The sequence below is a fragment of the Pseudomonas putida genome (genome assembly GCF_004357765.1).
GTDB classification, from domain to species: Bacteria; Pseudomonadota; Gammaproteobacteria; order Pseudomonadales; family Pseudomonadaceae; genus Aquipseudomonas; species Aquipseudomonas putida_U.
On record NZ_SMTE01000003.1, the window covers coordinates 381,652 to 396,217 of the forward strand.

At 61.2% G+C, this 14,566-nt stretch carries 14 protein-coding genes; 3 read left to right on the forward strand and 11 right to left on the reverse strand.

The features are described from left to right. Nucleotides 1-53: 53 nt before the first annotated feature. Entirely contained in the window at nucleotides 54-1,361 is a 1,308-nt protein-coding gene (locus E2H86_RS06425; protein ID WP_133325860.1) for a CitMHS family transporter, read from the reverse strand. Between the two features lie 264 nt (nucleotides 1,362-1,625). Between E2H86_RS06425 and E2H86_RS06430 the strand changes: the two genes are divergently transcribed. Then, nucleotides 1,626-2,027 (forward strand): GFA family protein, encoded by a 402-nt coding sequence (locus tag E2H86_RS06430; protein ID WP_133325862.1) that lies wholly within the window; start codon nucleotides 1,626-1,628, stop codon nucleotides 2,025-2,027. 60 nt (nucleotides 2,028-2,087) lie between these two features. Here the strand turns inward: E2H86_RS06430 and E2H86_RS06435 are convergent, their stop codons facing one another. From E2H86_RS06435 to E2H86_RS06480, 10 genes are all read right to left on the reverse strand, one after another. Continuing rightward, entirely contained in the window at nucleotides 2,088-4,046 is a 1,959-nt protein-coding gene (locus tag E2H86_RS06435) for a DUF7844 domain-containing protein (protein WP_133325864.1), read from the reverse strand. Further along, nucleotides 4,043-4,363 (reverse strand): DUF2388 domain-containing protein, encoded by a 321-nt coding sequence (locus E2H86_RS06440; RefSeq protein WP_133325866.1) that lies wholly within the window; start codon nucleotides 4,361-4,363, stop codon nucleotides 4,043-4,045. The genes E2H86_RS06435 and E2H86_RS06440 overlap by 4 nt, the downstream gene beginning before the upstream one ends. 37 nt (nucleotides 4,364-4,400) lie before the next feature. After that, a complete protein-coding gene (locus E2H86_RS06445) occupies nucleotides 4,401-4,694 on the reverse strand; it encodes a DUF2388 domain-containing protein (RefSeq protein ID WP_133325868.1) in 294 nt (97 codons plus the stop codon). Between the two features lie 85 nt (nucleotides 4,695-4,779). Beyond that, nucleotides 4,780-5,097, reverse strand: a complete 318-nt coding sequence (locus E2H86_RS06450; RefSeq protein ID WP_133325870.1) for a DUF2388 domain-containing protein — start codon at nucleotides 5,095-5,097, stop codon at nucleotides 4,780-4,782. 302 nt (nucleotides 5,098-5,399) lie between these two features. After that, nucleotides 5,400-5,615, reverse strand: coding sequence for a DUF1127 domain-containing protein (locus tag E2H86_RS06455; protein ID WP_133325872.1), 216 nt, complete (start codon nucleotides 5,613-5,615; stop codon nucleotides 5,400-5,402). A gap of 345 nt (nucleotides 5,616-5,960) precedes the next feature. After that, nucleotides 5,961-7,454, reverse strand: coding sequence for an acetyl-CoA hydrolase/transferase family protein (locus E2H86_RS06460; RefSeq protein ID WP_133325874.1), 1,494 nt, complete (start codon nucleotides 7,452-7,454; stop codon nucleotides 5,961-5,963). Nucleotides 7,455-7,636: 182 nt separating this feature from the next. After that, nucleotides 7,637-9,073 carry an NAD(P)(+) transhydrogenase (Re/Si-specific) subunit beta gene (locus E2H86_RS06465; protein ID WP_133325876.1) on the reverse strand — a complete coding sequence of 479 codons (1,437 nt, stop codon included), beginning with the start codon at nucleotides 9,071-9,073 and terminating at the stop codon, nucleotides 7,637-7,639. Nucleotides 9,074-9,075: 2 nt separating this feature from the next. Then, the gene (locus E2H86_RS06470) at nucleotides 9,076-9,390 is read right to left on the reverse strand and encodes an NAD(P) transhydrogenase subunit alpha (protein ID WP_003256966.1); all 315 of its coding nucleotides are present in this window, start codon (nucleotides 9,388-9,390) and stop codon (nucleotides 9,076-9,078) included. A gap of 11 nt (nucleotides 9,391-9,401) precedes the next feature. Next, entirely contained in the window at nucleotides 9,402-10,523 is a 1,122-nt protein-coding gene (locus E2H86_RS06475; protein WP_133325878.1) for a Re/Si-specific NAD(P)(+) transhydrogenase subunit alpha, read from the reverse strand. 408 nt (nucleotides 10,524-10,931) lie between these two features. After that, on the reverse strand, nucleotides 10,932-11,858 hold the full coding sequence (locus tag E2H86_RS06480) for a LysR family transcriptional regulator (protein ID WP_133325880.1): 927 nt from the start codon (nucleotides 11,856-11,858) through the stop codon (nucleotides 10,932-10,934). 160 nt (nucleotides 11,859-12,018) lie between these two features. On the opposite strand from E2H86_RS06480, the gene E2H86_RS06485 reads away from it, so the two are divergent. Together E2H86_RS06485 and E2H86_RS06490 are read left to right on the forward strand one after the other, a co-directional pair. Continuing rightward, nucleotides 12,019-13,200 carry an acyl-CoA dehydrogenase gene (locus tag E2H86_RS06485; RefSeq protein ID WP_133325882.1) on the forward strand — a complete coding sequence of 394 codons (1,182 nt, stop codon included), beginning with the start codon at nucleotides 12,019-12,021 and terminating at the stop codon, nucleotides 13,198-13,200. A gap of 14 nt (nucleotides 13,201-13,214) precedes the next feature. After that, entirely contained in the window at nucleotides 13,215-14,435 is a 1,221-nt protein-coding gene (locus E2H86_RS06490; RefSeq protein ID WP_133325884.1) for a CaiB/BaiF CoA transferase family protein, read from the forward strand. Nucleotides 14,436-14,566: the final 131 nt, after the last annotated feature.

Here is a 14,566-nt window from a genome sequence, read left to right on the forward strand (position 1 = left end):
TGAAGGCGACGCGCCTGAGCCTGGACGCATCGCGGTGGGGCGATGGGTGTTAATTAAAGACTACTGAACAATGGGAAAATGCCCATCAGTAGCGCGGCGAGCATTATGCACATGCACACCAGCACTGCCCACTTGAGGGTGAAGCGCTGATGATCGCCGAATTCGATGCCGGCCAGGGCCACCAGCAGGTAGGTCGAGGGTACCAACGGGCTGAGCAAATGCACCGGCTGTCCGACGATCGATGCACGGGCCATTTCCACCGGACTGATGCCATAGTGCGCAGCCGCCTCCGAGAGTACCGGCAGCACGCCGTAGTAGAAGGCGTCGTTGGACATGAAGAAGGTGAACGGCATGCTCACCACTGCGGTGATAACTGCCAGGTAGGGGCCCAAGGCATCCGGAATTACCGCCAGCAGGCTCTTGGACATCGCCTCGACCATGCCGGTGCCGGAGAGGATGCCGGTGAAGATACCCGCGGCGAAGATCAGCCCGGTGACCGCCAGCACACTGCCGGCGTGGGCGGCGATGCGGTCTTTCTGCTGCTGCAGGCAAGGGTAGTTGACGATCATGGCGATGCTGAAGGCGATCATGAACAGCACCGGCAGCGGCAGCACGCCGGCGATCAGCGCCACCATCAATGCCGCGGTCAGCGCACCGTTGAACCAGAGCAGCTTAGGCCGGCGTGCTTCGGGGAATTGCGACACGCTGATTTCACTGTGGTCGATGTCGTCGGTCGGCAGGTGCAACTCACCGAGCCGGGCGCGTTCACGTTTGCCGTAGAAATAGGCAATGGCCAGAATGCCCGCCACACCGAAGGCCATGGCCGGGATCATGGGTACGAAGATGTCCGAAGGGTCCACGTGCAGAGCACTGGCGGCGCGGGCGGTCGGGCCACCCCAAGGGGTCATGTTCATCACACCGCCAGCCAGGATGATCAGGCCGGCCATGATCCTTGGACTCATGCCCAGACGGCTGTACAACGGCAACATGGCCGCGCAGCAGATCATGTAGGTGGTGGCGCCGTCGCCGTCGAGCGAGACCACCAAGGCCAGTACCGCCGTACCGACCGAGACTTTCAGCGGGTCGCCCTTGACCAGCTTGAGGATCTTGCGCACCGCCGGGTCGAACAGGCCGGAGTCGATCATCAGGGCGAAATAGAGGATGGCGAACATCAGCATCACGCCGGTGGGCGCAAGTTTGCTGATGCCTTCGAGCATCATCGGGCCGATCTTGGTGGAAAAACCACCGAACAGGGCGAACAGAATCGGTACCAGGATCAGGGCGATCAAGGCCGACAGGCGCTTGGTCATGATCAGGTACATGAAGGTGATGACCATGGCGAAGCCGAGGAAGGTCAGCATGGCGGTACTCCAGGCGTGGCGCGACGAAAGAAAGGACTGTTCGGGCGGATCAGCGCATCAGGCGCTGCACATGGAGCACACGGAGGAATACCGGGTAACGGCGGGCGTGGAAAGACATCAGAATCACCATTGTTGTTGTTGATTGAGCCGGGCTCGGCAGTTCCGGTTGCCCTGGCGACCGGTCTGGTGCCGGTGGTGGCGCTATCCTAGGGGGGCAAGCTTTCAACCAGCTTTCGCCAATCGCGAGGGGACCGGAGGTAGGTGATGGACGACGTTAACGAAGGCGGGTGCCATTGCGGCGCGCTGCGATATCGGTTGCAAGGCCAACTGCACGACGTCGCCCACTGCCATTGTTCGATCTGTCGACGGGTAAGCGGCGGATTGCTGGTGACCTGGCTGACCCTGCCCCTTGCCGGCTTTACCTGGTTGGCTGGCAATCCCAACTGCTACGTGGCGCCGGCCAGTTGCAAGCGCTACTTCTGCGGCAACTGCGGTGCCCATGTGGCACTGGTGACCGAGCACAGTCCGCAGAGCATCGACGTGACCGTAGCCACCCTGGACCACCCCGAACGGGTACGGGCCAAGCGCCATATCTGGACTGGCAGTCGCTTGCCCTGGTTACATCTGGACGAGGATCTGCCAAAAGAGGAGCAGGAATCGATCTAGGCATGCACACCTCGGCCCCAGGTCGGGGCCGGCTTGCCGGCGATTGGGCCGCTGCTGACCCTAAGGCAGCTGCAAGCCCCCGGCAGCCTTGTGCAATGCCCGCAGGTGATCGCCTATCTGTTTCACATTGGTCTCGACCGCGGCAATTTCCTTGGCCCGTGCCGGGCTCAGCAGCGCCCTCACCTCCTTGTCCAGATCGGTGCTCAAGCGCAGCAATTGTGCCTGGCGCTCGGCGCTGACCTGCTCCAGATGCTTGCGCTCAGCGGGTTGTGGCAAGCCGTAGCCTTTGGCATCGAGAAGCTCTGCCGGGCGGCTGAGGAAACCGCTGTTGGCGAGCATCTGCCTGAGCGTCTCGTCGGCCTTGCCGATGCTACCGTCCTTCAGCGCCGCAGCATTCAGATAACGATTCTTGACCTCGTCCTGGGCCAGCAACAGTTGCTGGCGCAGGGCGGCCTGCTCCAGCAACAGTAGCGCAGCACTGGTGCGCAGATCGGCCTTGGCGAACCAGCCGCGGCGTTGCTCGGCGTCCAGCCCCAGCCAGTCCTCAACCTTGTCCTGCTTGACCGGCAGTTGCTTTTTCAAGACCTCGAACATGGCCTGGTAACGGTCGCGGTAGGAATCGAAGCGATAACCCAGGCGCAGCGCCTCGCGAGGATCCTCAAGAACGCTGGTATCGGCCAGTCCGCGACCCTTGAGCACCGCCAGCAGGCCATTGGGCATGATGCTGTCGAGATCGTTCAGGCGAGGATTGCCGGTGCCGCTGCGTAGCAGCTTCAACTCCTCCACCGCGCAGTTGTTGGACAGGAACCAGTAGTTGCCGTCGTAACTCCAGTGCATCTCGACGGCCTGACGCACCAGGTTCTCCAGCTCGGTGCGAGTGAGCTTGAGTGGCACCGAGGCCAGGCTGCGTAGCTCGGTCTTGGTGTATTCATCGATCACTTGCGCCAACGGCAGGACGAACAGCCGGGATGGGTAAGCGCCGACCAAGCCGTCCCAGCTCGACAACTGCACATCGTTGACGAACGCCCGATAGGAGAGCACCAAGTGCTGGTCGAGATCCAGGCGGCAGTCCGGGCCACGTGGGCGACCGGGTTTGCAGATCACCAGTCGCAACATGCTGTGGCCCCAGCGGCTGACCAGGTTCTGGTTGGCTTCGGCCAGCAGGTAGTCCACTTCGTAGACCCGCTCCGGGTCGATTTCGCCGAATGGCTGACGGGCAAAATCACTGCCGGCATTGAGAAACGGCAGGCCCTTGGCGCAGGTGTCCTGCTGTGGGGCCCAACCGAAATGATCGCGCAGGTACTGGTTCAACGCTGGACGGCGGCAGCCATAACTGGGGTCAAGGAGGAAATACTCCATGTTGACCGCCACGAATTCCTTGGGGCTACTCAGCTCGTAGCTGTCGGGGCTACGTAGAAACTGGCCGTTGCGTTGCTCGCGCTCGCCACGTCGACCGACGTATTGCGGCCAGCCGGCGAGGTCGAGCAGACGTGGATCGTCGCTCAAGGTGAAGCGTCGGTCGGCCTGACCGCGGCATTCTGCGCGCTGGCCAACCTTGCCCAAGGTGCCCTGCTGGCGTGTGCAGCGAGCCAGCAGAGCACGCTCGGCTTGGGGCCAGAGCCTGGCGCGGTCATAGATGTGCGTAAGCTCGTGGAGCACCGTGGCGAGCAGTTCCTCGCGCACCGTGCCATGGGGGCGATCGGTGCGTTCCAGCGCCGCGCTGCCGTCGGTCAGGCCAGGTAGCAGGCGACGGTTCAGCGCCAGGGTCGAGACCAATGATGCCTGACCATAGGCATCGGCCGGCATGTGGGCATCCCAGCTGACCTGGATGCGTCGGTCCAGACGTTGTTTGAAGCTGGGGGGAAGTTTGCCCAGGGCCTCGTCCAGCAAAGCCTGTGTGGCTTGCACCTGTTGCGCGTCGAGACCCGATGTCTGCAGGTCGAGTTGCAGGTCAGCCAGGGCGGGCGTGCCCAGCAGCGTCATGGCGCAGCCGAGCAACCAGGCACGCATGGGCTTCACAGGGCGAGGATGGCTTCGGCCAATACCTGGTCGCTGGCGTCACGTGCTTCTGGTACACGCTCACGCAGAGTTGTGAAGGCGGCCTCGAGTTGCGCGCCACGGATGTCCCCGTTGCTGGCGACGAAGCTGGCAGCATCGTCGTGGGCCTCACGGACGACCTTGGAGTCGCGGATCGAAGTGGTGGTGTCAGAGGTGAAGTCGATCGAGCGGCCAAAGGCGCGCACGATGATGTTGCTGGTGGCTACCAGGGTTTGTGCCTGGGCCAGGTCGGCCAGCAGCAGCATGCCGAGGGTAGCGGCGATCAGCGGTTTACGCATGGAGCATCTCCGGAACATAACAAGGAGTCAGATGAGATCATTGGACGAGAATTGCTTCGGCCAGTTCAAGGTCGCCGACCGAATGATGGGTACTGCCATGGCGCAGCGCCTGCAGCGCTGCTTCCAGGCGAGCGCCGCGGATCACGCCGTCGCTGGCAACGAACGCCGCAGCATCGTCGCGCGCCTGTCTGACCAGCTTGCGGTCGAAGGGAGCAGTGGTGACTTGGCTGGTGACATAGCCTGTGATGACCAAGCCCTGTGTGGTGGTGTCCATGGCATGGGCAGCGCCCGAGGCAACGACGCAGAGCAGCAACGACAACAGATAACGCATGGGTTTTCTTAAGACAGAACGTGGGTGACGAAGGCTAGCCTGAAAGCGCTGGCTTAAGCCAGCGCTTGCGTAGTCGGGCTTCGGATCAGAGCGCCAGGATCGCCTGGGCCAACTGTGCGTCGCTGGCCTGTAGGGATGGCATGCTCGAACGGATGTGCATGAACGCGCTCTCCAGCTTGGCGCCACGGATGTCGCCCTGGCTACCGACGAAGCTGGCCGCGTCGTCACGTGCCGCCTGGACGATCTTGTCGTCACGGAACGATGAAGTCAGGTCGGAGGTGGCGTCGGTCGAAGCAGCAACGGCACGTACCACGGCATCGGTGGTGACGACGAAGCTGCTGGCATTGGCAGTGCCGGCGAGGCCGAGCAGGAAGGCTGTGCCAATCAGGTATTTACGGGTCATGGTCATGGACTCCTGGAAAAGGGTCGATCTGCTTATCGGACGCTCGCACAGCTCGTCACGGTACTTTTGAACAACGTGTTTGTAACAGACTGCTAAGCCAAGCGTATCACGGGCTGGTATTTCCAGATGTTGATGCGCAAGCCACTTTCTTAACTGTTATGGTCGAATGTCAGTTCATTAAAACTGTACTTGTATGGGCTCTAGCGGCTCTAGCTCGTTACTTCAGGCATAAAAAAACCCGCTGCGGTTTCCCGCAACGGGTTTGGAATTCGCGGTGCCAGCCGGAGCCGGCGAACCGAGGCTTAGCGCCAGAACGGCTTGCTCAGCTCTTCGTAACGCTGCGACTCGCTGATACCGGCGTCGGCCAGCAGGCGGGCGTCCAGGCGAGCCAGTTGACGGCGGCTGGCCATGCGACGCTGCCAGAGCAGCAGGGTGGAGAGGGCGCGCAGCGGCAGCGAAGTTTGGGATTGCTGGGCGTTGCTTTCAAAAACCAGACCGGAACTGAGGGTACGTTCCATGATGCTTCATCCTTCCGCTTATGGCGGTACTAGGGAGTGATTTAACTGGTGCCCATGATCCTCCTCCCCTGTCCATAACAGTAGATACAGTTCAACAGCAATGCGATGGCCCAGTTAACTGTTTTAAGCAACTGTTGCACTCTAAACTGGCGAAACTGTACCGGTCTGCCCCTAAATGGTGCGTTTTAGGTTTTTGTTAGGTCGATGGGAAGCCGTGGCGACGGTTTATTGCAGTACAGTAGTACAGTTTTTTGAAATTGGCGTGATGGCTGCGAAGGGGTGTTTCAATCTGTACTGGCGATAAGGCCGGAACAGCCATTGCAGCTGTTCCGGTGCAACCTGGGGTCAGACGGCGATCATACGCCCGGTTTCTTCCAGGTTCTCGTGCCAGCTCAATGCCTCGCGCAGGATGTGCGGGGTATGGCCGCCACGCTGGCAGGCACGCTCGAAGTAGTCGTTGAGCGCTGCGCGGTAGTCCGGGTGCACGCAGTTATCGATGATCGCTCGAGCGCGCTCACGGGGTGCCAGGCCTCGCAGGTCGGCCAGGCCCTGCTCGGTGACGAGGATGTCCACGTCATGCTCGGTATGATCGACATGGCTGACCATCGGCACCACGCTGGAAATCGCGCCACCTTTGGCGATCGATTTGGTGACGAATACCGCCAAATGGGCGTTGCGGGCGAAGTCGCCGGATCCGCCGATGCCGTTCATCATCTTGGTGCCGCAGACGTGGGTGGAGTTGACGTTGCCGTAGATGTCGAATTCCAGTGCGGTGTTGATACCGATGATGCCCAGGCGCCGTACCACCTCAGGGTGGTTGGAGATTTCCTGTGGACGCAGCACCAGCTTGTCCTTGTAGCGTTCGAGGTTGCCGAACACATCGGCGTTGCGACGAGTCGACAGGGTGATCGAGCTGCCCGAAGCGAAGCGCAGCTTGCCGGCATCGATCAGGTCGAAGGTCGAGTCCTGCAACACCTCGGAGTACATGGTCAGGTTTTCGAAAGGCGACTCGATCAGACCACACATCACCGCGTTGGCGATGCTGCCGATGCCAGCCTGCAGCGGACCGAGCTCGTTGCTCATGCGCCCGGCCGCCACTTCGCCCTTGAGGAACTCGATCAGGTGGTTGGCGATGCCCTGGGTTTCGTCATCGGGCGGCAGCACGGTGGAGGGAGAGTCCGGTTGCTCGCTGATGACGATGCCGACGATCTTGGCCGGATCGATCGGGATGGCGGTGCTGCCAATGCGGTCGTCGACCTTGACCAGCGGGATCGGGGTGCGGGTCGGGCGGTAGGTCGGGATATAGATGTCGTGCAGGCCTTCGAGGTTGGCGTTGTGCGACAGGTTGATCTCGACGATCACTTGCTTGGCGAAAATGGCGAAGCTGGCCGAGTTGCCTACGGAGGTGGTCGGCACGATGTGGCCTTGCTCGGTGATGGCCACAGCTTCGATGACCGCGATGTCGGGCAGTTTGAGCTGCTTGTTGCGCAGCTGCTCGACGGTTTCCGAGAGGTGCTGGTCGATGAACATCACCTTGCCGTCGTTGATGGCCTTGCGCAGGGTGCTGTCGACCTGGAATGGCATGCGGCGAGCCAGGACGCCGGCCTCGGTCAATTGCTTGTCCAGGTCGTTGCCCAGGCTTGCGCCGGTCATCAGGCTGATTTTCAGTGGTGACTGCTTGGCGCGTTCGGCCAGCGCATGTGGCACGGCCTTGGCTTCACCGGCACGGGTGAAACCGCTCATGCCGACGGTCATGCCGTCCTCGATCAGGCCAGCGGCGTCAGCCGCACTCATAACCTTGCTGTGCAGGGAGGACAAGCGGATACGATCACGGTACATGGATTGTTATCTCGGGCTACTGAAGCTACTGCAGCGCAGTCTAGAGATTTAACCCGTCGCCGTCCCACGACCATGGTCGTATGAAAGGCCTATGACAAAGGCCTTTGATCTGAAGCAATGGAGAAAGCCCCGTTCAATTATGAGCGGGGCTTCCTTTATAGCGTGAGGTGTCTACCTACGGATCAGTCTACGGCTTTAACCATGTCCTCGATGACCTTCTTCGCATCGCCGAACACCATCATGGTCTTGTCCAGGTAGAACAGTTCGTTGTCCAGACCTGCGTAACCGCTGGCCATCGAGCGCTTGTTGACGATGATGGTCTTGGCCTTGAACGCTTCGAGGATCGGCATGCCCGCGATCGGCGACTTGGGATCGTTCTTCGCCGCCGGGTTGACCACGTCGTTGGCGCCCAGTACCAGCACTACGTCGGCCTGCCCGAACTCGGCGTTGATGTCTTCCATCTCGAACACCTGGTCGTAAGGCACTTCGGCCTCGGCCAGCAGCACGTTCATGTGTCCGGGCATGCGGCCCGCCACCGGGTGGATCGCATACTTCACGGTCACGCCATTGTGGGTCAGCTTCTCGGTCAGTTCCTTGAGCGCATGCTGGGCGCGGGCTACTGCCAGGCCGTAACCGGGGACGATGATCACGCTGTCGGCGTTGCTCAGCAGGAAGGTGGCGTCGTCGGCCGAGCCAGACTTCACCGGGCGTTGCTCCTTCGAGCCTTGCGCGGCACCGCTGTCGGTATCGCCGCCGAAGCCGCCGAGGATGACGTTGAAGAACGAGCGGTTCATCGCCTTGCACATGATGTACGAGAGAATCGCACCGCTCGAGCCTACCAGCGAACCCGCGATGATCAGCATCGAGTTGTTCAGCGAGAAGCCGATACCGGCCGCCGCCCAGCCCGAGTAGCTGTTGAGCATCGACACCACCACCGGCATGTCGGCGCCACCGATCGGGATGATGATCAGTACACCCATGACGAAGGCCAGGGCCAGCATCAGGGTGAATGCGCTGTAGTGGCCGGTGAAGGTGAACAGCAGGCCCAGGGCGATGGTGGCCAGACCCAGGATCAGGTTCAGCTTGTGCTGGCCGGCGAACTGTACCGGTGCGCCCTGGAACAGACGGAACTTGTACTTGCCCGACAGCTTGCCAAAGGCAATCACCGAACCGGAGAAGGTAATTGCACCGATCGCCGCGCCGAGGAACAGCTCCAGGCGGTTGCCGGTGGGAATGGGGTCGCTGATGGCGGCGACGATGCCCATCGACTGCGGCTCGAGAACGGCGGCGATGGCGATGAACACTGCGGCCAGACCGATCATGCTGTGCATGAAAGCGACCAGCTCGGGCATCTTGGTCATCTCGACGCGCTTGGCCATGATCGAACCGGCGCTGCCGCCGACCAGCAGGCCGACGATGACGTAGCCGATGCCGGCCGTTGCAAGTTCGGAGCCGAGCTTATAGATAAGGCCGACCGTGGTGAGGATCGCGATCCCCATGCCGATCATGCCGAACAGGTTGCCGCGTCGCGAGGTAGTCGGGTGCGACAGGCCTTTGAGCGCCTGGATGAAGCACACCGAAGCGACGAGGTAGAGAAGCGTTACCAGATTCATGCTCATGCTTACTTCTGCGCCTCGTTCTTGGTTTTCTTCTTGAACATTTCCAGCATGCGGCGGGTGACCAGGAAGCCACCGAATACATTGACCGCCGCCAGGGCGACAGCCAGGGTGCCCATCAGCTTGCCGGCCGGGGTCACGGTCAGGGCTGCGGCGAGCATGGCGCCGACGATGACGATGGCCGAGATGGCATTGGTGACCGCCATCAGCGGCGTGTGCAGGGCCGGGGTGACGTTCCATACCACGTGGTAACCCACATAGATCGCCAGCACGAAGATGATCAGGTTGTAGATTCCGTGAGAAATCAGCATGTCTTCCATTGTCGTGCTCCTTAGCCGTTCTTGCGCACGACCTGGCCGTCGCGGCACATCAGGCACGCGGCGACGATGTCGTCTTCGAGGTTGATCACCAATGCGCTGTCCTTGTCGAACAGCAGCTTCATAAAGTCCAGCAGGTTGCGCGCATACAGCGCCGAGGCATCGGCACCGACCTGGGCGGGCAGATTGGTCGGACCGACGATGGTCACGCCGTTGTGCTGGACCACCTGATCGGCGACGGTCAACGGACAGTTGCCGCCCTGGGCGGCGGCCAGGTCGATGACCACCGAGCCGGGTTTCATCTGCGCTACGGTCTCGGCGCTGAGCAGAGTCGGCGCCTTGCGGCCAGGGATCAGAGCTGTGGTGATGACGATGTCGGCCTGCTTGGCGCGCTCGTGCACGGCCTGGGCTTGGCGTTGCATCCAGCTCGCCGGCATCGGCCTGGCGTAACCGCCCACGCCTTCGGCGCACTCGCGTTCTTCGTCGGTCTCGTATGGCACGTCGATGAATTTGGCACCAAGCGATTCGATCTGCTCCTTCACTGCGGGGCGCACATCCGATGCTTCGATTACTGCGCCCAGCCGCTTGGCCGTAGCGATCGCCTGCAGGCCGGCAACGCCTGCACCGAGGATCAGCACACGGGCGGCCTTCACGGTGCCGGCGGCGGTCATCAGCATGGGCATGAAGCGTGGATAGTGATGTGCGGCGAGCAATACGGCCTTGTACCCGGCGATGTTGGCCTGGGACGACAACACGTCGAGGCTCTGGGCCCGGGAAGTACGGGGTGCGGCCTCAAGGGCGAAGGCAGTGATGCCGCGCTCGGCCATCTTGGCGATCAATTCGTTGTTGAACGGGTTGAGCATGCCGACCAACACACTGCCACTATTGATCTGGGCCAGCTCCTGATCGCTGGGGGCGACCACCTTCAGCACCAGTTGCGCGCCGTAGGCATCGGCTGCGCTGCCAAGGGAGGCTCCCACGGCTTCATAGGCACTGTCCGGAATGCTGGCGTTCAGGCCTGCGCCCCGTTGGACGGTGACCTGATGGCCCTGACCAATCAGTTTCTTGATGGTTTCGGGGGTTGCGGCAACCCTTGTCTCACCGGTCTGCGTCTCGAGAGGAACACCAATGTGCACGACTTTGTCTCCTGCGGTGACCTTTTGTCTTTGTAGAAACCCATGCACTGCGTATGGCGCACGGGGTGGCGATTGGGCGCCGGCCCGCCGAATCCTGGGCGGGCCGAGCATTTTGCAGACGAACCCACGGGCCTTCAACAGGTTATGGAGCGAAACCAAGTCAAAACTACAAGTCACCCTGTGACCGTATGTCGCAACAATAGGCTTGCAGGCCTTCAAGCTCGGGCTTTTGGGAGATTAAGGTATTTTTCGAAGTTTTTTGTAGTAATTTCGCAGATGGGCTCGCGGATGTCGCTAATTTGCCTGTAAGCCGCGTATTTACAGGGGTTTTACAGGTTTATCGTTAAACCCGAACAGTTTGCAGATATGCGACAAAACCTTACATCTGTAGGTGTTCAAAATAATTGACTACAAAGATAGGGAGCTTTCGCTGTTGCTGCTCGAAGCCAGGTACTGCCTGGCCTGGTCGGCCAGCCAATCGCGAAAGGCACGCAACGAAGCGGACTCGACCTTGCGCTCCGGAATCATCAGATAGTAAGCCTTGTCACTGATCAGAGCGTGCCTGTTTGCGACCACCAGCCTGCCCTCCTCCAGCTCGCGCTGGATCAGGAATGGCGGTATCAGCGCGATACCCATCTCGTGCATGGCGGCCTGGGCGAGCATGGAGAACAGTTCATAGCGCGGCCCTGTCATGTCGCCCTCGATGCTCATGCCCACCCTGTGGAACCACTGCCGCCACGCATAAGGACGCGTGGTCTGTTGCAGCAGCGGCATGCTGGCGATGCGCCGGGCATCGAGCATGCCCTCCCCGTTCAGCAAGGCTGGGCTGCACACCGGCAGCGGGTTCTCGCCCATCAGCCGCTGGGACTGGGTGCCGGACCAGTCGCCGTCGCCGAAGTAGATGGCGGCGTCGAAGGTGGTGTCGGCGAACAGGAATGGCCGGGTGCGGTTGGTCAGGTTCACCGTGACTTCCGGGTGGCGTTGCTGAAAATCTTTCAGGCGGGGCAGCAGCCATTGGGTGCCGAATGTCGGAACCACGGCCAGTTCGATCACGTTGGCGCCCTGCTGGCGCATCACCGAGAGCGTGTCTCGCTCCACCGCATCGAGCTGGGCCGCTACCTGGCGGCTATAGGACAGTCCGGCCTCGGTCAATTTCACGCCGCGCCGCGAGCGACGAAACAGGTCGACGTTGAGAAAGCTTTCCAGGCTGCCGATCTGCCGACACACGGCGCCCTGGGTCAGCGCCAGTTCCTGCGCTGCCTTGGTGAAGCTCTCGTGGCGCGCCGCGGCTTCGAAGCAGACCAGGGCAGCGGTGCTGGGGATCTTTCGGCGCATGTACGTCAACCTCACTTGTCACAGATCGAATAACCGGTTTTTTCGTGTTCCGGAGTGAGAAATTATCACTAAAGCGTGCGCAATCCTCGTTTGTCCAGGCGCAGGATCGGGCCTAGGATCAAGGAAACAAGACCTGCTCCCTACTTCGAGGACATCGCTCATGGCTGGTAAGGCAAGCTTCAACTGGATCGACCCGCTGCTGCTGGATCAGCAGCTCACTGAAGAAGAGCGCATGGTGCGTGACAGTGCTTACCAGTTCGCCCAGGACAAGCTGGCGCCCCGTGTGTTGGAAGCCTTTCGGCACGAGCAGACCGATCCGGCGATCTTTCGCGAGATGGGCGAAGTCGGTCTGCTGGGGGCGACCATCCCGGAGCAGTATGGTGGCAGTGGCCTGAACTATGTCTGCTATGGCCTGATCGCTCGTGAGGTCGAGCGCATCGACTCGGGCTACCGTTCGATGATGAGTGTGCAATCCTCGCTGGTCATGGTGCCGATCAACGAGTTCGGCAGCGAAGCGCAGAAACAGAAGTACCTGCCAAAGCTGGCGTCCGGCGAATGGATCGGCTGTTTCGGCCTTACCGAGCCCAACCATGGCTCCGATCCGGGTTCGATGGTCACCCGTGCGCGCAAGGTCGATGGCGGCTACCGTCTGACCGGCAGCAAGATGTGGATCACCAACAGCCCGATCGCCGATGTGTTCGTGGTCTGGGCCAAGGACGACGCGGGCGATATCCGCGGCTTCGTGCTGGAGAAAGGCTGGCAGGGCCTGAGCGCGCCGGCTATCCATGGCAAGGTCGGGCTGCGTGCCTCGATCACCGGTGAAATCGTGATGGATAACGTCTTCGTGCCAGAAGAGAACATCTTCCCGGACGTGCGTGGTCTGCGTGGTCCGTTCACCTGTCTGAACTCTGCCCGCTATGGGATTTCCTGGGGGGCTCTGGGTGCTGCCGAGGCGTGCTGGCATACCGCGCGGCAATACACCCTGGATCGACAGCAGTTCGGTCGACCGCTGGCGGCGAATCAACTTATCCAGAAGAAGCTTGCCGATATGCAGACCGAGATTACCCTGGCGTTGCAGGGTTGCCTGCGCCTTGGTCGGATGAAGGACGAAGGTACTGCCGCGGTGGAAATCACTTCGATCATGAAGCGCAATTCATGCGGCAAGGCTCTGGATGTCGCCCGTCTGGCCCGCGACATGCTGGGTGGCAATGGTATCTCCGACGAGTTTGGCGTGGCGCGTCACCTGGTCAACCTGGAGGTGGTCAACACCTATGAAGGCACCCATGACGTGCATGCGCTGATCCTCGGCCGCGCGCAAACCGGCATCCAAGCTTTCTATTGATAAGGAGCCAGCCCATGGGCGCGCTTTCCCATCTGCGGGTGCTGGATCTTTCGCGGGTGCTGGCCGGCCCTTGGTCCGGCCAGATCCTGGCGGACCTGGGGGCTGATGTGATCAAGGTCGAGCGTCCAGGCAGCGGGGACGATACTCGCGCCTGGGGGCCACCTTTCCTCAAGGATGCCCAGGGTGAAAGCACCGGCGAGGCGGCTTACTATCTGTCGGCCAATCGCAACAAGCGCTCGGTGACCATCGATTTCACCCAGCCTGAAGGCCAGCGCCTGGTGCGCGAATTGGCGGCGAAGTCGGACATCGTCATCGAGAACTTCAAGGTCGGCGGGCTGGCGGCCTATGGGCTGGACTACCTGAGTCTCAAGGCGGTGAATCCGCGGCTTATATATTGTTCGGTCACCGGTTTCGGTCAGACCGGGCCATATGCCAAGCGCGCAGGGTACGACTTCATGATCCAGGGGCTGGGCGGGCTGATGAGCCTGACTGGCCGTCCCGATGGGGAGGAAGGTGCCGGGCCGGTCAAGGTAGGTGTGGCACTGACCGACATACTTACCGGGTTGTACTCGACCGTGGCGATCTTGGCCGCCCTCGCCCACCGCGACCAGACCGGGACCGGCCAGCATATAGATATGGCACTACTGGATGTGCAGGTGGCTTGCCTGGCCAACCAGGCGATGAATTATCTGACCACAGGCAGTCCGCCGAGGAGGCTGGGTAATGCGCATCCGAACATCGTGCCTTATCAGGACTTCCCTACTGCCGATGGTGATTTCATCCTTACCGTGGGCAATGATGGACAATTCCGCAAGTTCGCCGAGGTGGCCGGTCAGCCGCAGTGGGCAGACGACCCGCGATTCGCCAGTAACAAGCAGCGGGTGGCCAATCGCGCCGAATTGATTCCCTTGATCCGCCAGGCGACTGTATTCAAGACCACGGCGGAGTGGGTCAGCCAGTTGGAGGCGGCAGGTGTTCCCTGTGGGCCGATCAACGATCTCGCGCAGGTGTTCCAGGATCCGCAGGTACTGGCCCGAGGGCTGGCAGTGAGCATGCCGCATGCGTTGGCCGGCAGCGTGCCGCAAGTGGCCAGCCCGATTCGACTGTCCGAAACACCGGTGGAGTATCGCCAGGCGCCGCCTTTGTTGGGGGAGCATACCGAAGTGGTGTTGGCCGAGGTGTTGGGGGTGGATGCAGAAACGGTGCGGCGGCTGCGGGGTGCTGGGGTATTGTGATTGCTATCACCCAGGGCCGCGCAGCAGCCCCTTCATTAATGTTTCAAATTCATGAAAATAGGTGTTGACGCCGTTTCGAATCCCCTTATAATGCGCACCACTTCCAACGCAGTCGGAACGAAAAACTCCTT